Raw genomic sequence first — 17,134 nt, forward strand, 5'->3', positions numbered from 1 at the left:
GATGTCACTCCTTCGAGGAGGATTTTGCGAGGAATGCCATCACCGCGTCGCGGTGCTCGGCGCTGGTGTAGCAGATGGCCTGCGCCTGGCTGCCGAGGTCGAAGATCTCGTGGGCTGAGCGCTCGAACGTCTGGCTGATAATCTTCTTGCTCAGCGCGAGCGCGGTCGGCGAGCCCTGCGCGAGCTCGCCGGCCCAGGCCTGAGCGGCCGACAACAGCTCGCCGGAATCGACCTTGCGATCGAGGATGCCAAGCGCGAGCGCCTCGTCGGCCTCGACCATCCGTCCGGTGAAGATCAGCTCCTTCGCCCTGGCGAGCCCGACGCGTCGCGGCAGAAAATAGGAGCCACCACCGTCAGGGATCAATCCGCGCTTGACGTACGACCAAGTGAATTTTGAGCGTTCCGAACCCATCAGGAAATCGCAAGCGAGCGCGGTGTCGGCCCCGAGCCCGGCGGCGGCGCCGTTCACCGCCGCAATCGTCGGCTTGGGCAGGTTGAGCAGTAACGATTGCACGCGATGCACGCCCTGCTGGCGGCTCCAGCCATTGAACGCGACCTCGCCTTGTGGCGCTTCCAGGCGACGCTTCATGCCGCCGATATCGCCGCCCGCGCAAAACGCGCTGCCGCGCCCGGTCAGGACCAGCGCCCGGATCGCCTTGTCGCCCGCGACCGTCATGGCGTTGCAGCGTTCCGGCCGGTTCAGGGCGATGGTGGCAACGCCGACGTCGACGGAGAATTCGATCAACTGATAGGTCATGTGCAAGCCTTCGATTGTGGGGGGCACGAAGCGCCTATCCTGATTGCGGATGACGCGTCATTCCGGCCGCGCCGGCCGATGCCGGCGCGATATCCCGGCGCGCCTGCGCCGAGCGAACAGCGATGTATCGATTTCAAGCCGCGGCCCTCGCGTCCCAATCGACGCAGCGGACCAAGCCGCAAGCTACCCAACAGGGATTCCGGTCATGGCGTTTCGTGCTCCCGATTGCTCTGCGTTTTATCTTATGGCTTGCCTCTATACCGAACCGTCATAAAAGCAGGTATCCCTCATTTCCACTTAGTGGAATTGCGCAAGGAGAGACGGGATGGCTTCGGTCCGGCAATATTCCGGTGGCGCCAATGGAAACCGCTCGCTGGAGCGCGGCATCGAGATCCTGCGCGCGTTCCGGCCCGGGGTCGATACCCTCGGCAATGGCGAGATCGCCGAGCGCACTGGCCTGCCCCGCGCCACGGTTAGTCGCCTGACCAGGACGCTGGTCGAGTCTGGCATGCTCGAAGACGTGCGCACCGAGCGAAGCTATCGGCTGGCGGCGGCGGTTCTCAGTCTTGCCCACGCCGTCCGCATGGGGTCGCCGGTGCTCAAGGCGCTCGGTCCGCTGATGCGCGCGGAATCGACGCGGCGGCGGCTGAACGTCGGTCTCGCGACGGCGGATCTTGCGATGATGGTCTACTTGGAATCCATTCGTTACAATCCGCGGCCGATGCTTCGCAGCATCGTGGCCGGCCAACAGGTACCGATGGAATTGACCTCGCTCGGACGCGCCTATCTCGCAGGCATTCCAGAGCTCGACCGCAACAGGCTGATCGCGCGATTCAGGCGCCGCAGTGCCGCCGCGACCAAAGCGCTGATCGCGGAGGTGAAGACATCAATCCGCTCCGTCAGGCGCGACGGCTATTGTGCGGTCTCCTGGCAGCCCGGCGTGCTCGCAGTCGCTACGCCGATCGCGCTAAACGACGGGCCGGTCTACGCGCTCAACATGAGCCTGCAAGACGTTGAACCAACTCCCGCGCTCGGCAAAGAAATCGGTGGATACCTCATGGCTTTTGCCGCGCGATGCAAGGAAGTCCTCTCTGACCCGGGGGACTCTATGATTGAAGCACATTCGTCCCCGCCACGGACGTTGCGAAGGCATATCTGAGTTTCGGCCGCGGGATCCGGGCATTCCCTTGCGATCGAAAAGATGCTCCAGCCATCAATGTCGGCCAACTTCGATGTTTTCTTCGCGAATTGCCTCCACAAGCTCTGCAGTGACGCGGTCGATAGGCAACGAGGCATCGACCGTTCTCAGCAGCCCCCTCGCTCGATAGTAATCAGTCAGCGGCTTGGTCTGGTTAGCATATGCCAGCAGTCGCGCGCTGAGTGCCTCTGCATTGTCGTCGGCTCGAACCGTATCTCCATTGGCAACTGCCTGCTTTGCGCGCCCGAGTATTCGGTTCAGCAGTCGACGCTCGTCGACCTTGAACTCCAGCACGCAGTTCAGCTTGTGGTTATCGAGGACCTCGTCGAGGCTCTCCGCCTGGGCTACAGTGCGCGGAAAGCCGTCAAGGATGAAGCCTCTCTCCGCATCCGGCTGTGCAATGCGTTCGCCGATGAGCCCGATCACCAGTGGATCCGGTACAAGTCCGCCGCGCTCCATGATCTCCTTAGCCTGTCGTCCGATCGCTGTTCCCGCAGACACTGCCGTGCGCAGCATATCGCCGGTCGAAAGCTGCGGAATCGCGAGGATCTGCGAAAGCTTGAACGCCTGCGTTCCCTTCCCGGCGCCAGGTGGCCCCAGCATTACAAGCCTCATTCTAATCCTCCCTCAGCACGATTTTTGGATGGCGGCGCGCGATATCGCCGCCTCGATCAGTTTGCGCGCTTCGTCCGCATCTCCCCACCCCGAAAGCCGCACCCACTTGCCGGGTTCGAGATCCTTGTAGTGAAGGAAGAAGTGCTCGATCTGCTTCCAGGTGATCTCGGGCAGGTCCGTATAGGTGTGCACATGTTGGTAACGCTGGGTGAGACGGGATGAGGGAACAGCGATAATCTTCTCATCGCCGCCGCCATCGTCTTCCATCCTCAATACACCAACTGGCCGCACATTGATGACGGCTCCGGGAACGATTGGTCGCGTATTGGCAACGAGCACATCGATGGGGTCGCCGTCCTCTGAACGCGTACGCGGCACGAAGCCATAGTTGCCGGGGTAACGGGTCGGGGTATAGAGAAAACGATCGACGACGAGCGCGCCCGAGTTCTTGTCCAGTTCGTATTTGATCGGCTCTCCCCCAAGGGGCACCTCCACGACGACGTTGACGTCCTCCGGTGGCGCATAGCCAATCGCGATCGCATCGATATTCATCGTCCACCCTCGCGTTTACACTGTTCGTCGGTTCTGCCGGTTCTTGACGAGATCATCGACCACGGCGGGATCGGCCAGTGTCGAGGTGTCGCCCAGGGCGCCCGGTTCGTCCTCGGCGATCTTGCGCAGGATGCGGCGCATGATCTTGCCGGAGCGAGTCTTGGGCAGGCCGGGCGAGAACTGGATCTGGTCGGGCGCGGCGATCGGGCCGATCTCCTTGCGGACCCAGGTGACGAGCTCCTTGCGCAGATCCTCGGTCGGCTGGACGCCGGCCATCAGGGTGACATAGGCGTAGATGCCCTGGCCCTTGATGTCGTGCGGGTAACCGACCACGGCCGCTTCCGACACCTTCTCATGCGCGACCAGCGCGCTCTCGACTTCTGCGGTGCCCATGCGATGGCCGGAGACGTTGATGACGTCGTCGACGCGGCCGGTGATCCAGTAATAGCCGTCGGCGTCGCGCCGGCAGCCGTCGCCCGTAAAATACTTGCCCTTGTAGGTCGAGAAATAGGTCTGCTCGAACCGCGCGTGATCGCCATAGACCGTGCGCATCATGCCCGGCCAGGCCCGGGTGAGACAGAGATTGCCGGTGGTCTCGCCTTCCAGAACCTTGCCGTCGGCATCGACGATCTCCGGCACCACGCCGAAGAAGGGCTGCGTCGCCGAGCCCGGCTTGAGCTTAGTGGCGCCCGGCAGCGGCGTGATCAGGATGCCGCCGGTCTCGGTCTGCCACCAGGTATCGACGATCGGGCAGCGGTCCTCGCCGACGACGCGGTGATACCACTCCCAGGCTTCCGGATTGATGGGCTCACCGACCGAGCCGAGCAGGCGCAGGCTCGCGCGCGAGGTCTTCTTCACCGGCTCGTCGCCACCCTGCATCAGCGCGCGGATCGCAGTCGGCGCGGTGTAGAAGGTATTGACCTTGTGCTTGTCGATAACGCTCCAGAATCGCGAATTATCCGGGTAATTCGGCACGCCCTCGAACATCAGCGTGGTCGCGCCGTTGGCGAGCGGCCCGTAGAGAATGTAGCTGTGGCCCGTGACCCAGCCGACGTCGGCGGTGCACCAGTAGATGTCGCCGTCGTGATAGTCGAAGACGTATTGATGCGTCATCGAGGCGAACACGAGATAGCCGCCCGAGGTGTGCAGCACGCCCTTGGGCTGGCCGGTCGAGCCCGACGTGTAGAGGATGAACAGCGGGTCCTCGGCGTGCATGTGCTCGACCGGGCATTCGGTCGTCACCATCGCCGCCGCCTCGTGATACCAGAGGTCGCGCGTCGGGTTCATGTCGACCTTGCCGCCGGTGCGCTTGACCACGACGACCCAGTCGACGCCGTCGGCCTTGGCGAGCGCTGCGTCGACATTGGCCTTCAGCGGCACCTTCCTGCCGCCGCGCAGGCCTTCATCCGCGGTGATGATAACCTTGGACTGGCAGTCATTGATGCGCTGCGCGAGTGAATCCGGCGAGAAGCCGGCGAACACCACCGAGTGGATCGCGCCAATCCGCGCGCAGGCCAGCATCGCATAGGCGGCTTCCGGAATCATCGGCAGATAGATGGTGACGCGATCGCCCTTCTTGACGTTGCGGGTGCGCAGGATGTTGGCAATCCGGCAGACCTCGTCGTGCAGCTCCTTGTAGGTAATGCGCTTCGACTGCGAGGGATCGTCGCCTTCCCAGATGATCGCGGTCTGGTTGCCGCGCTTGGCGAGATGGCGATCGATACAATTATAGGCGACGTTGAGAATGCCGTCCTCGAACCATTTGATCGAGATGTTGCCGGGGGCGAAGGAGACGTTTTCGATTCTGGTCGGCGCGTGCATCCAGTCGATACGCTTGGCCTGCTCGGCCCAGAAGGCGTTCGGGTCCGCGATCGAGCGGGCGTACATGTCCTTGTACTTGGCCTGGTCGACCCAGGCGCGCTTGGCCCATTCCGCAGGGACGTCGTAGATCTTCTCGGACGTATCTCCGACCAGGTTATCCATCGTATCCTCCCCTACGCAGTCGCCTGCGTTCGATCACGCCTGCAAAAACTGAGTGACCACATCAATTTGCTCGCGGACCATCAGCGGCGGCACGTGGCCGCAATCATCGAACTGAAAAACATTGGCTAATCGGTTGCGCTTTCGCATCTCGGCCGCGAGGTCGAATGAGAGCAAGTCAGAATGAGCGCCGCGCAGCACTAGCACCGGCACCTTGATCGCCTCCCAATAGGCCCAGAGATTGAGCGGCTGAAACCATGGCAACCGAAAGCCCTTCGCAATCTTGGGATCGCATAACAGCACGTATCCTTGTCGGACGTCGTCCCAACGAACGCTGTGCGCGGTGAGATGGCGCCAATGCTCGTCAAGCAGCTCGCCATAAGGTGCCAGCACGGTTCGAAAGTAGGCCTCAGCATCTTCAATCGTCGCAAATGGCGGCGGCATCTTGTCGATGTACTGGCCGATCCGCTGCAGCCCAGTCGACGACACGAAGGGGCCGATATCGTTGATGACGAGCTTGCGGACGATACTGCCCGAGAAGCCGGCCATGATCATGCCGATCAACCCGCCGAGCGAAGTTCCGACCCAGTCCACCTCGGAAACGCCAAGGCGTGCGATCAGCGCGTTCATGTCGGCGCAATATTGGGGAAGCGCGTAGTGATCGGGATCGCCTATCCAGCCGCTGCGTCCACGGCCCGGCAGATCCGGGCAAATCACCCGTCGTCCGGCAGCCACCAACTGCTCCGCCAGATGATCGAAATCCCGCCCCTGCCGCGTCAGTCCATGCACGCAAACGACCGGCCTCTCGTCCTCGAGAGGCCCCCAATCGGTATAGGCCAATTGGTGAAAGCCGGAGGGCGAGAGCCCGAGCACCACCCCCTCCCGGTCCGGTCGCCCGGATTTCGGCGATCCACCCGCCATGTCCCGTATTAGCCTGCTAGCCGCTTCAAACATGTTGCTCCTGCAACCTGATCAGCAGGTCCGTGCCCTCCAGACGGCACGGACCGTGCCCACACCGCCTACTTCTTGCCTTCGCCCGGGAGGAACGCCGTTCTCATCTTTTCGAAATCCTCGGTCATCCGCTGCTTCACCACGTTGAAAACCTCGGTGTTCGACTTGACCGTCATTTCGGCAAGCTCGCGTGCATTCGCGATCGCAGTTTCGAACGCCTTCCGCGCGAACTCACTCTGCTGCTCGTTCGACAGCTTCATGTCGCGAATTGCGGTGCGCACCTGCTCGCTGGTGACGCGCAGAATTTCCAGCTGACGGTGAGAGATCGCGGCCGCTCCCTCTGCGGTCAACTGGGCGGCCTTCGACATCGCCTCGATGTTCTTGCGCTGGCTTTCGATCAATGCGTCGATGTTCACGCCTGGTACCTTGAGGTTTTCCGTGAGCTTTGCAAACTGCTCCTTCATGGCTTTCGTCGCGGCTTCAATGTCCTGGGTCATGATCAGCTTCCTCGGTTAGATGCTGGCTTCTTCCTTCCGTAACCCGCGCGCGAAGGCTTGCGCCTCGGCCCGGGTTTCGAAGATGTGCGGGGCAACGTGACGCTCGGCGAGACCCTCGCCCAGCTTGAGGCGCATGAATGCGCTGGTTGTGTAACGCGATGCCGAGCTGTAATAGCGCTGCTCGAGATAGGCGATCATCGAAAAATAGGTGTCGCTGACCGCCGGATCCAAATGGAAGCCGTCATAGTTGGCGACGAGCGCCACCGGTTTTCCCACCGCACGACAGGCGCGTTCGACCTCACGGCGGACCAGGTCCACGTCCTCGACCGTCCTAACGTCAAAGCCCTCGAAATTGACGAACAACGTATTGCGCTCGGCATCGTAACCAATCCGGTCGGCCATGCTTCGGCCGAGCAGCATATGATCCAGACCCATCGGCCCCTCGCGGAAGATGCGGAGATCCATCGGCTTGACGTTGCGGATCAGCGGCTCGAACTCCATGTGCGCCAGGATGTCGCGATCGACGTCGACCCCTGGCGCTACTTCGATCAGCTCCATGCCGGCGGGCGTACGCTGCAACACGCACCGCTCCGTGACGTAGAACACCGGCTGTCCGGTCGCGACGGCATGGTCGCCGCTGAACGTGATCTGCTCGACCGCGGAGACGAATTTCTTGGTCGTGCCTTCGCGCAGGATGTGGAGCGCGCCGTCCTCGACCGCGATCTTCAATCCGCCGCTGGTAAAGGTGCCCGCAAAGACCAGCTTCTTCGAGCTCTGCGAGATATTGATGAATCCGCCGGCGCCGGCCAGCCGTGAACCAAAACGACTGACATTGACGTTTCCGACAGTATCCGCCTGCGCCATCCCGAGGCAGGCAAGATCAAGTCCGCCGCCGTCGTAGAAATCGAACTGCTGGTTCTGGTGAATGACCGCATCAGGGTTGAGCGCTGTGCCGAAATTCAATCCACCCTGCGGCATGCCCCCAATGATGCCGGGCTCGGCCGTGAGCGTCAGGAACTTGAGCATGTGCTCTTCGGCAGCAACCGCGGCGACGCCCTCGGGCATACCGATGCCGAGATTGACGACGCCGCCCGGAGGTAGCTCGAAGGCACAGCGCCGCGCGATGATCTTGCGCTCGTCGAGTTCCAGCGGCTTGACTCGGTCCATCGGCACCCGCTGCCGGCCGGAGAAGGCGTGGTTGTAGGTCGCGCCATAGGTCTGGACGTGATTGGCGGAATCGGCGACCACGACGCAATCGACGAGGATACCCGGGATCTGCACCTCGCGGGGGTTCAGGGAATTGCTGGCTGCGATGCGCTCGACCTGTACGATGACGAAACCGCGCGAGTTCTTTGCTGCCATCGCCATCGCCAGATTGTCCAGTGTCAGCGCCTCGCGCTCCATGGTGATGTTGCCGGCGGGGTCGGCCGTCGTGCCGCGCAGCAGCGCGACGTTGATGGGAAACGATTTGTAGCGCAGCCACTCCTCGTCGTTGATCCGCATCAGCTCGACGAGATCCTCGGTGGTGCTCTCGTTGAGCTTGCCGCCTTGCAGGCGAGGATCGACGAAGGTCTTGAGGCCGACCTTGGAGATCACGCCGGGGCCACGCGCGGCGATGTTGCGATAGAGATGCGAGATGCAGCCGAGCGGCAAATTATAGGCCTCGATACGGTTGGCGAGCGCGAGCTCGCCGAGCTTGGGCACCAGCGCCCAATGGCCGCCGACCACGCGCTTCAACAGACCGTCATGAGCGAGCCGGTTGAGGCCGCGGTCGCCGGCATCGCCGGGCGCAGCCGCAAACATCAGAGTGAGGTCCGCGGGGTGGCGCGTTTCGCGATAACGCTTCTCCAGCGCAATCAGGAGCTCGTCGGGCGTGCCGATGCCGACGAAGCCGGATGTACAGACCGTATCGCGATCCCTGATGATTGCGACCGCCTCGTCAGCGGAGACGATTTTGTCCTTATTCATCGCGCTAGTCCCTGGCGGCGAGCCACTCCGAGATACCCTTGCTCAGCGAGCCCTGCGACTTGCTCGATACGAATAGGCCGACATGGCCGCCGGGCAGTTCGATTTCCGAGTAGTCCTTGGTGCCGACATGCGCGCCGAGCGCCCGCGAGCAGGTCGGCGGAATGATATGGTCGTTCAGCGCGAAGACGTTGAGGACTGGCGCGGTGAGCTTCGACAGATCGACGCGCCGTCCCGACAGCTCGAACTCGCCCTTCACGAGCTTGTTGTCCTGGTAAAGATCTTTCAGCCACTGCTTGGCGGCTTCACCCGGATGGGCGGGCCGGTCGGCAAGCCATTTCTCCATACGCAGGAAATTCATCAGCTTGGCTTCGTCGTCGATAACGTCGATCAGATCGATATTGTACTTGGTCAGCGAGCGCATCGGCGTCATCAGGGAAAAGACCGAGCTCATGAACTCGCCGGGTAGCCCGCCATAGACGTCGACCAAGCGGTCGATGTCGGCGCGATCGAGACTGCGCGTCCAGACGTTGAGGAAGCCGTGATGGGTATCGGGATCGTCACGATCGGCATGGAAGTCGATCGGCGTGATCGTCAGCACCAAGCCCTTGACTTTGTCCGGATGCAGCGCGGCATAGCAGGTTGTGAAAACGCCGCCCTCGCAGATGCCGAGCAGCGTGATCTTGTCATGTCCGGTCTCGCGGCAGACGCGCGCGACGGCGGCATGGATGTAGTCGTCGACATAATCGTCGATGGTCAGCCAACGCTCGCTACGGTTCGGTTGGCCCCAATCGACCAGCCAGAGGTCCAGCCTCTGCCGCAACAAACTGCGCACCAGCGAGCGGTCCTCCTGAAGGTCGGCCATGGTGTAGCGGCCGATCAGGCCATAAGCCAGCAGGACCGGCGTCTTCACCTTCTGCTCGGTCAGGGGTGTGTAGCGAAACAGCTCGACCTTATCGCGCCGCATGACGAGCGTCTTCGGAGTAGCGCCGACATCGACGGCTTCGTCCTTGATCGACGACAGCAGCTTGCCGGCCTTGAGCAGCTTGTCGCTCATCTCAGCGAAGCCGTCGCCCTTCGGTGCTTGCGGGCTCATGCCTCACCTCCGGCGATCCGGCGCTCCAAAGCGCGGACCTCGCGCCGTAGCTCGGTGATCTGGCGGCTCAGATCGTCGAAATCGCGCTGCGTGGGCATTCCCAGCACGGCGGCGATCGCGTCCGATATCTCCGATTGCCGGGCCCTGAACTCGGTCGCGGCCTGCAGTAACTGCTTCTGCGCGATCAGGAATTCCTCCGAACGCTGATTGGCGATCAGCTCTTCATTGGCAAGATCGTTCCAGGCACCGAGCTGCTCGCGCCAACCGGCACCCTCGCCAACTTGCGGCATTTTCATCTTGTATTGCTGCGCCGTGCGCATCCAGGGCTTTGAGGCGACAAGCTGGTAGGCGGCAAGCTTGCTTTGCAGCTCGCCCCAGGCCGTCGTCATGTTCGCCAACTTACGATCGAAATCGAGGACGTCGGCGAGGCGCGGTCCCTTGGCCATGCGTTCGATCGCCTCGGCGAGGTCGTTGCCGGGCCCGACGCCGAACCCGCTCTCTGCCGCGCGCCTCATGATGAAGGGCAGCATCGAGCTCGACCAGTTCTCGCTGGCGCCGGCAGCGGCGCTTGCCATCGCGCGCCAGGAATCCATCCACTGCGCGGCAAGCGGGCCGAACGGGTTTGCGCCTGCCCCCTCCTCAGCCATGGGAGGCCTGCACATAGCGATTGCTGCCATCACCGAAGGCCGCGCTGTAGATGGCATAGGCATCGTCCAGCGTCAGCTCTCTGGGATTGTTGACCAGAAGCCGCGTCTGCTTCATCGCGTCCTCAGCTAGCTTCTTCAGATCGTCGCGGCCGATCCCGACCGCAGCGAGCGAGGCCGGCACCTGGCAATCGCGACCAATCGACGTCATTTCGTCGATGAAGGCGCGCGCCTTCTCGGTCATGCTGCCGCGCAGGCCCGGCTTCACGATCTCGGCGAGCTCCGCATAGAGCGGCTCGGCCGTGGTCAGGTTGAACTCCAGCACATGGCGTAGCACGAGCGCATTCGACAGGCCGTGCGGCACATGGAAGATCGCCCCGATCGGATAAGCGAGCGCGTGAACGGCAGCGACCGGCGCATTGGCAAAGGCCATGCCGGCGAGCATCGAGCCGAGCAGCATCTCTGAACGGGCTTCGAGATCTTTGCCATTCTCGCAGACACGCCGCACATTCGCCGACAACAAAGCCAGCGCCTGGCGCGCGAGCTGGTCGGACATCGGGTTCTTCTTGACCTTGCTGGTATAGGCCTCAATCGCATGCACCATGGCGTCGATACCGGTCGCGGCGGTCACTGGCGCCGGCAGACCAAGGGTCAGCTCGGGATCGAGGATTGCCCAGTCCGGGATCAGCACCGGCGAGACAACCCCCTTCTTCTCCGTGGTCGGCGTCGTGACGATCGCGATCGGGGTCACTTCAGAGCCTGTGCCGGCCGTCGTCGGCACCAGCAACAGCGGCAGGCGTTTTCCTTTCGCCAGACCGACGCCGTAGATGTCATCGAGACGATCCGGCGTCCGGGCGAGATAGGCCACAAGCTTTGCGGTGTCGAGTGCGCTGCCGCCGCCGATCGAGAGCACCAGCTCGATATCGCCAGCCCGACACGCATCCGCGGCCGCTTCCACGATATGGGAGGGCGGGTCGGCGACCACTTCATCGAATATGCTGAGCTCGATGCCGGTCGCCGCCAGCGAGGCCTCGGCGTCCCTGGTCAGCCCCGCGCCCCGCACGCCCTTGTCGGTCACCAGCATCACGCGCCGCGCGCCGTAGCTCGCCACCAGCTCGTTGATCTTCCGCGAAGCGCCGGGTTCGAACATGATGTTCGAAGGCGCCTGAAAGGTGAATTTCCCGATCATGTTCATGCTCCTTTTTGTCCCGCGCGCAGACGGTGTGCGCCCGGATCGGCTACGCCGAGCTCAACACCACTCACGCATCAGGGACTCGCCGCATCAGCTCGGTTCGCCACCGAGCTTGCGATTGCGCAGCTCGTCGACCAGAACCTTCGTGTTCTCTGAATAATCGATGGCGACGTCGACGAGATGCACGCCGCCGCCCTTGAACGCGGCTTCCAGCGTCGGCAGCAGCCCGTCGACCGACGTGACGCGAGAGCCCTTCGCGCCGTAGGACTCGGCATAACGGACGAAGTCGGGGTTGCCGAAAGTAAGACCGAAATCCGGGAAGGCATCGACGGCCTGCTTCCAGCGGATCATGCCATAGGCGCCATCATTGAGAATTAGAACCACCAGGTTGAGCTTGAGGCGGACTGCCGTCTCCAGCTCCTGGCTGTTCATCATGAAGCCGCCGTCGCCGCAGATCGCCATGACGCGGCGGTCCGGATAAAGCATAGCTGCCATCATGGCCGACGGCAGACCTGCGCCCATCGTGGCGAGGGCGTTGTCAAGCAGCAACGTGTTGGCGACATAGGTGCGGTAGTTGCGAGCGAACCAGATCTTGTACATGCCGTTGTCGAGCGCAACGATGCCGTTCTCCGGAATCACTTTTCGGACATCATGCACCAGTCGCTGCGGCGTCACCGGCCAGCGGCTTTCTGTGGCACGATCGGCGATGCGGCCGAGAATGCCGTCGCGCAGCGGCAGCAGTGCCTTGGCGTTGTGCAGCTTGCCTTCGAGCCGATCGGCCAGCAATTCGAGACTCGGACCGACATCGCCGACGACCTCGGCATGCGGGAAGTAGACCTGCTCGACGGTCGCCGGCGTGTAGCTGACGTGGATGACTTGCGGCCCCTTGGGGCCCATGATGAAGGGCGGCTTCTCCACGGTGTCGTGACCGATAGCGATGATGAGATCGGCCTGGTCGATCGCCTCGTGCACATAGTCGCGCTCGGACAGCGCGGCCGTCCCCATGTAAAGGTTGGTGCCGCCGGGAACCGTGCCCTTGCCCATCTGAGTGGTGAAGAAGGGGATGCCGGTGCGACGCACGAAGCCCGCAATGCCGAACGTCGAACGCGGCCGGCTGGCAGCGGCCGCGAGCATGATGAGAGGGCGCTTTGCCGCGAGGATCATCTCGGCCGCGCGGTCGAGCGCAGCACGGTGCGCGACGGGAATTTCGATCGGATGAATCGGCACCATTGGCACCGGCTCGACCTCGTCGCCAGCGATGTCTTCGGGCAACTCTAGCAGAACCGGGCCCGGCCGCTCCTCCATAGCGACGCGGAAAGCGTCACGCACCAATGTTGGGATGCTGGACGCGCTGACGATCTGCCGCGACAGTTTCGTCAGCGGCTTCATCGAGGCAATGACGTCCACGATCTGGAAGCGCGCCTGGCGGCTGCTCATGATCGCCTTTTGGCCCGTCAGCAGCACCATCGGCATCGCGCCGAGATGGGCGTAGGCCGCGCCCGTTGAGAAATTCAGGGCGCCAGGGCCGAGCGTCGAGATGCATACGCCGGGCCGGCCGGTGAGCCGTCCGTGAGTCGCCGCCATAAACGCCGCTGCTTGCTCATGGCGTGTCAGGACCAACTCGATCTTCGAGTTGCGGAGGGATTCGACGACGTCGAGATTCTCCTCGCCGGGGACACCGAAGACCCGGTCGACGCCCTCGTGTTCCAATGCGGCGACCAGCAGGTCAGAGCCCTTCACCATGTCTTTCTCCTTTATGTCTGTCGGCGTCAGCCCAGACGCTTGATTACGGCGCCGGCAAAATCAGCCGTAGAGACCTTGCCGCCAAGATCGGCTGTCCGCACATTGTCGATCTGCAAAGTCTGCTCGATTGCGATTCGCAGCTTGGTCGCGAGATCGTCCCGCCCGACATGCTTGAGCATGAGCCCGGCCGCGAGCAGCAGCGCGAGCGGATTGGCGACGCCCTTTCCCGCGATATCAGGTGCCGAGCCGTGCACCGCCTCGAAGATCGCAGCCTTCTCACCGATATTGGCGCCCGGCGCCATGCCGAGACCGCCGACCAGACCGGACATCTGGTCGGACAGGATGTCGCCGAACAGATTGGTCGTGACGATGACGTCGAACTGCCACGGGTTCATCACGAGTTGCATGGCACAGGCATCGACGATGCGATCGTCCATCGCGATCCGCCCTTCGTACTCCTTCGCGATCTCGCGGCCGGCCTGAAGGAACAAGCCGGTCAGAGCCTTCAGCACGTTGGCCTTGTGAACCACGGTAACTTTCTTGCGGCCATGGGCGAGCGCATACTCGAATGCGAAGCGGACGATGCGGCGTGCTTCCGCATGGGTATTGACACCCGAGGAGATCGCGACCGCATGCGGATCATCGCCCACCTGGATGAAATGCTCGAATGCGACGTACAACCCCTCGATGTTTTCGCGGACGAGGACGAGGTCAATGTCCTCGTAACGACCGCCGGGCACCATCGTCTTCACCGGACGCAGATTGGCGTAAAGACCGAACTCTTCCCGCAGGCGTACGTTCACCGACCGGAAACCGCCGCCAACCGGCGTCGTCAGCGGCCCTTTCAGGGCAAGCTTGGTGCGGCGGATGCTGTCGATCAATGCGCCGGGCAAGGGATCGCCTGCGCTCTGGATTCCGGCCATGCCGCCCTGCTGAAGGTCCCACTCGAACGGCGCGCCGAGCGCATCCAGGATGCGGGTCACCGCGGCCGTGATCTCGGGACCGATCCCGTCACCCGGTATCAAGGTTGCCGGAATTTTTCCTGACATGTTCGTTCCCCCGTGTTGATCTGGTCCAGGATCACGCCGCAAGCTGGCGCAGCACGTAAGGCAGGATGCCGCCGTGCTTGTAGTAGTTGAGCTCGTCGAGCGTATCGATGCGGCAAGTCACCGGGACGTGCTGCACCGTGCCGTCTGCCATCGTGATGTCGATAGTTACCCGCTGGCCGGGCGTGACATCGGCGATCCCTTTGATCGAGATCTGCTCGGCACCGGTCAGGCCGAGGCTCTTCCAGGAGGTGCCCTCATCAAAGACAAAGGGCAGGATGCCCATGCCGACCAGATTAGAACGGTGAATGCGCTCGAAGCTCTGCGCGATAACGGCGCGCACGCCGAGCAGCTTGGTGCCCTTAGCGGCCCAGTCGCGCGAAGAGCCGTTGCCGTATTCGATGCCAGCGAACACGACCAGGGGCACATTATCGCGTTGATAGCGCATCGCGGCGTCAAATATTGACAGCCGCTCGCCGGACGGATGATGCACCGCCCAGCCGCCTTCCGGCGTGACGCCGCCCTCGCTCTTCACCGCAAAATTCTTGATGCGGATGTTAGCGAAGGTGCCGCGAACCATCACCTCGTGATTGCCGCGCCGTGTGCCGTACTGGTTGAAATCCTCCTGGCGGACCTGCATGCCGTGCAGGAATGCGCCGGCCGGCGAGGAGACCTTGATCGAGCCGGCCGGCGAAATGTGGTCTGTCGTGATCTTGTCGCCGAACAGCCCGAGGATTCGCGCGCCCACGATATCTCCGGTCGGCGCCGGCTTCATCGTGATGCCCTCGAAATAGGGCGGGTTCTGCACGTAGGTCGAAGACATGTTCCAGCGGTAGGTCAGATCCGTCGTGACCTCGACCGCCTTCCAGTTCGCGTCGCCCTCGAAGACCTCGGCATATTTGGTCTCGAACAACCGGCGCGTGACGTTCTCTCGGATGAACTGCTGGATCTCGGCGTTCGAAGGCCAGATGTCCTTCAGGTAGACCGGGACGCCATCCGCCCCGATACCCAGCGGCTCATTGACCAGATCGACCAGAAGCGAACCGGCCAGTGCATAGGCGACAACGAGGGGCGGCGAGGCCAGATAATTGGCCTGTACGTCGGGCGAGACGCGGCCTTCGAAATTGCGGTTGCCGGACAGGACGGCCGCACCGATCACGCCATTGTCGTTGATCGATTTCGAGATTTCCTTCGGCAGCGGACCGGAATTGCCTATGCAGGTGGTGCAGCCGAAGCCGACCAGATAGAAGCCGAGCGCGTCGAGGTCCTTCTGCAGACCTGATTTTTCGAGATACTCCGCCACGACCTGCGAGCCCGGCGCAAGCGAGGTCTTGACCCAGGGCTTTGCGGTGAGCCCCTTGCGCACCGCGTTCCGTGCCAGCAGGCCGGCGCCGATCAGCACCGACGGGTTCGAGGTGTTGGTGCAGGAGGTGATCGCGGCAATCACGACATGGCCGTGACCCAGCTTGAATTCCTTGCCCTCGACCGCAAATTGATTGGCAGCCTGGGCTTGCTTGCCATATTCGGCTTCGAGTGCGGTGAGGAAGTTGGTCTTGGCAAGGGAAAGGCCGAGACGCCCCTCGGGTCGTTTCGGCCCTGCGAGCGACGGCACGACCTCATCGAGATCGAGTTCCAGCGTATCAGTAAAGACAGGATCGGGCATGCCGGGTGTCCGGAAAAGGCCCTGCGCCTTGGCATAGGCCTCAACCAGCGCGATGCGATCGCTGGCGCGCCCAGAGAGATTGAGATAATTCAGCGTCTCTTGATCAACCGGGAAGAAGCCGCAGGTCGCGCCGTATTCGGGCGCCATGTTGGAAATGGTCGCACGGTCAGCAAGTGTCATGTGGTCAAGGCCGGGGCCGTAGAACTCGACGAACTTGCCGATTACGCCCTTCTTGCGCAGCATCTGGGTGACGGTAAGCACCAGATCAGTCGCCAGCACACCCTCGCGGAGCTTGCCGGAGAGTTTGAAACCGATCACTTCCGGCACTAGCATTGACAGAGGCTGGCCGAGCATTGCAGCCTCCGCCTCGATACCCCCGACGCCCCAGCCAAGCACAGCAAGACCGTTGGCCATGGTGGTGTGGCTGTCGGTACCGACCAGCGTATCTGGATAGGCAAAGGTCTTGCCGTCGCGCTCGGCGGTCCACACCGTCTGCGCCAGATATTCAAGATTGACCTGGTGGCAGATGCCGGTGCCAGGTGGCACGACACGGAAATTGGCAAAGGCCCCCTGCCCCCATTTCAGGAAGTTGTAGCGCTCGCCATTCTGCTTATATTCTCTGGCAACGTTGTCGTGCAGAGCTTGCGGGTTGCCGAAATGGTCGACCACGACGGAATGGTCGATCACGAGATCGACCGGAACCAGCGGATTGATTTTCGCCGGATCGCCGCCGAGTTTCTGCATGCCGTCCCGCATGGCCGCGAGATCGACCAGGGCCGGCACGCCGGTGAAGTCCTGCATCAGAACGCGGGCCGGACGGAAGCCGATCTCCGCTGCCGCCGATCCGCGGTCGTCAGTCCACTTCGCCAATGCCTCGATGTTGGCGCGCGTCACGGACTGGCCATCCTCGAAGCGCAGCAGGTTCTCCAACAGGATCTTGAGAGAAAAAGGCAGCCGCGAAATGCCCGCGAGACCGTTTTTCTCGGCTTCGGGCAACGAAAGATAGGTATACCTGCGTCCATGGACGTCGAGGGTACGCTGACATCTAAAGCTGTCTAATGCCGTCATGATCACCTCCCGTCGTCCGCACGCCGCCGGGCCCAAGAGGCCGGTGGCTCTACCTACGGAGGGAGGGGTGTCTGTGAATGCGCTTACCGTTCCGAGACGGTACAGCCATGACGTCCTCCCAGTATTTTGGTGCGCGATGGCTGCGCTGTCCGCGTACGGCCAGCATC

At 62.6% G+C, this 17,134-nt stretch carries 14 protein-coding genes and 1 pseudogene; 2 read left to right on the top strand and 13 right to left on the bottom strand.

Features of this window, described 5'->3' with window-relative positions; genetic code table 11:
- Positions 1–4: 4 nt before the first annotated feature.
- Entirely contained in the window at positions 5–757 is a 753-nt protein-coding gene (locus ACE10W_RS29755; protein WP_375762237.1) for an enoyl-CoA hydratase/isomerase family protein, read from the bottom strand.
- Positions 758–1,082: 325 nt separating this feature from the next.
- Between ACE10W_RS29755 and ACE10W_RS29760 the strand changes: the two are divergent.
- A pseudogene (locus tag ACE10W_RS29760) lies at positions 1,083–1,214 on the top strand (helix-turn-helix domain-containing protein); the annotation flags it as partial.
- Positions 1,215–1,265: 51 nt separating this feature from the next.
- Entirely contained in the window at positions 1,266–1,916 is a 651-nt protein-coding gene (locus ACE10W_RS29765; RefSeq protein WP_375762779.1) for an IclR family transcriptional regulator C-terminal domain-containing protein, read from the top strand.
- 54 nt (positions 1,917–1,970) lie between these two features.
- Here ACE10W_RS29765 and ACE10W_RS29770 read toward each other — a convergent pair whose 3' ends face one another.
- The 12 genes from ACE10W_RS29770 to acnA form a co-directional block, all read right to left on the bottom strand.
- On the bottom strand, positions 1,971–2,570 hold the full coding sequence (locus tag ACE10W_RS29770; RefSeq protein WP_110116995.1) for an adenylate kinase: 600 nt from the start codon (positions 2,568–2,570) through the stop codon (positions 1,971–1,973).
- Positions 2,571–2,582: 12 nt separating this feature from the next.
- On the bottom strand, positions 2,583–3,122 hold the full coding sequence (gene ppa / locus ACE10W_RS29775; protein WP_110116996.1) for an inorganic diphosphatase: 540 nt from the start codon (positions 3,120–3,122) through the stop codon (positions 2,583–2,585).
- Positions 3,123–3,137: 15 nt separating this feature from the next.
- On the bottom strand, positions 3,138–5,105 hold the full coding sequence (gene acs / locus ACE10W_RS29780; RefSeq protein ID WP_375762238.1) for an acetate--CoA ligase: 1,968 nt from the start codon (positions 5,103–5,105) through the stop codon (positions 3,138–3,140).
- 33 nt (positions 5,106–5,138) lie between these two features.
- Entirely contained in the window at positions 5,139–5,975 is an 837-nt protein-coding gene (locus tag ACE10W_RS29785; RefSeq protein ID WP_375762239.1) for an alpha/beta fold hydrolase, read from the bottom strand.
- A gap of 146 nt (positions 5,976–6,121) precedes the next feature.
- Positions 6,122–6,550, bottom strand: coding sequence for a phasin family protein (locus ACE10W_RS29790; RefSeq protein ID WP_110116998.1), 429 nt, complete (start codon positions 6,548–6,550; stop codon positions 6,122–6,124).
- A gap of 15 nt (positions 6,551–6,565) precedes the next feature.
- Complete coding sequence (locus ACE10W_RS29795; protein WP_375762240.1) at positions 6,566–8,518, bottom strand: acyl CoA:acetate/3-ketoacid CoA transferase; 1,953 nt, start codon at positions 8,516–8,518, stop codon at positions 6,566–6,568.
- Between the two features lie 4 nt (positions 8,519–8,522).
- Positions 8,523–9,611, bottom strand: coding sequence for a class III poly(R)-hydroxyalkanoic acid synthase subunit PhaC (gene phaC / locus ACE10W_RS29800; RefSeq protein WP_110117000.1), 1,089 nt, complete (start codon positions 9,609–9,611; stop codon positions 8,523–8,525).
- Entirely contained in the window at positions 9,608–10,258 is a 651-nt protein-coding gene (locus tag ACE10W_RS29805; RefSeq protein ID WP_162603734.1) for a poly(R)-hydroxyalkanoic acid synthase subunit PhaE, read from the bottom strand. Before ACE10W_RS29805 ends, phaC begins: the two co-directional genes overlap by 4 nt.
- Positions 10,251–11,441 carry an iron-containing alcohol dehydrogenase gene (locus tag ACE10W_RS29810; RefSeq protein ID WP_110117369.1) on the bottom strand — a complete coding sequence of 397 codons (1,191 nt, stop codon included), beginning with the start codon at positions 11,439–11,441 and terminating at the stop codon, positions 10,251–10,253. Before ACE10W_RS29810 ends, ACE10W_RS29805 begins: the two co-directional genes overlap by 8 nt.
- Positions 11,442–11,537: 96 nt before the next feature.
- Positions 11,538–13,190: an acetolactate synthase large subunit gene (locus ACE10W_RS29815; RefSeq protein WP_110117002.1), complete on the bottom strand. Its 1,653-nt coding sequence runs from the start codon at positions 13,188–13,190 to the stop codon at positions 11,538–11,540.
- Positions 13,191–13,216: 26 nt separating this feature from the next.
- On the bottom strand, positions 13,217–14,239 hold the full coding sequence (locus tag ACE10W_RS29820) for an isocitrate/isopropylmalate dehydrogenase family protein (RefSeq protein WP_110117003.1): 1,023 nt from the start codon (positions 14,237–14,239) through the stop codon (positions 13,217–13,219).
- Positions 14,240–14,270: 31 nt separating this feature from the next.
- Positions 14,271–16,967: an aconitate hydratase AcnA gene (gene acnA / locus ACE10W_RS29825; RefSeq protein WP_375762241.1), complete on the bottom strand. Its 2,697-nt coding sequence runs from the start codon at positions 16,965–16,967 to the stop codon at positions 14,271–14,273.
- Positions 16,968–17,134 lie beyond the last annotated feature (167 nt).

Source organism: Bradyrhizobium sp. B025 (genome assembly GCF_042257955.1).
Classification (GTDB): domain Bacteria; phylum Pseudomonadota; class Alphaproteobacteria; order Rhizobiales; family Xanthobacteraceae; genus Bradyrhizobium; species Bradyrhizobium diazoefficiens.

What these genes read in the sequence shown, in the direction of transcription:
- ACE10W_RS29755 (WP_375762237.1), bottom strand. Translation starts at nt 757, where the DNA reads ATGACCTATCAGTTGATCGAATTCTCCGTCGACGTCGGCGTTGCCACC.
- ACE10W_RS29765 (WP_375762779.1), top strand. Translation starts at nt 1,266, where the DNA reads ATGCTCGAAGACGTGCGCACCGAGCGAAGCTATCGGCTGGCGGCGGCG.
- ACE10W_RS29770 (WP_110116995.1), bottom strand. Translation starts at nt 2,570, where the DNA reads ATGAGGCTTGTAATGCTGGGGCCACCTGGCGCCGGGAAGGGAACGCAG.
- ppa (WP_110116996.1), bottom strand. Translation starts at nt 3,122, where the DNA reads ATGAATATCGATGCGATCGCGATTGGCTATGCGCCACCGGAGGACGTC.
- acs (WP_375762238.1), bottom strand. Translation starts at nt 5,105, where the DNA reads ATGGATAACCTGGTCGGAGATACGTCCGAGAAGATCTACGACGTCCCT.
- ACE10W_RS29790 (WP_110116998.1), bottom strand. Translation starts at nt 6,550, where the DNA reads ATGACCCAGGACATTGAAGCCGCGACGAAAGCCATGAAGGAGCAGTTT.
- ACE10W_RS29795 (WP_375762240.1), bottom strand. Translation starts at nt 8,518, where the DNA reads ATGAATAAGGACAAAATCGTCTCCGCTGACGAGGCGGTCGCAATCATC.
- phaC (WP_110117000.1), bottom strand. Translation starts at nt 9,611, where the DNA reads ATGAGCCCGCAAGCACCGAAGGGCGACGGCTTCGCTGAGATGAGCGAC.
- ACE10W_RS29805 (WP_162603734.1), bottom strand. Translation starts at nt 10,258, where the DNA reads ATGGCTGAGGAGGGGGCAGGCGCAAACCCGTTCGGCCCGCTTGCCGCG.
- ACE10W_RS29815 (WP_110117002.1), bottom strand. Translation starts at nt 13,190, where the DNA reads ATGGTGAAGGGCTCTGACCTGCTGGTCGCCGCATTGGAACACGAGGGC.
- ACE10W_RS29820 (WP_110117003.1), bottom strand. Translation starts at nt 14,239, where the DNA reads ATGTCAGGAAAAATTCCGGCAACCTTGATACCGGGTGACGGGATCGGT.
- acnA (WP_375762241.1), bottom strand. Translation starts at nt 16,967, where the DNA reads ATGACGGCATTAGACAGCTTTAGATGTCAGCGTACCCTCGACGTCCAT.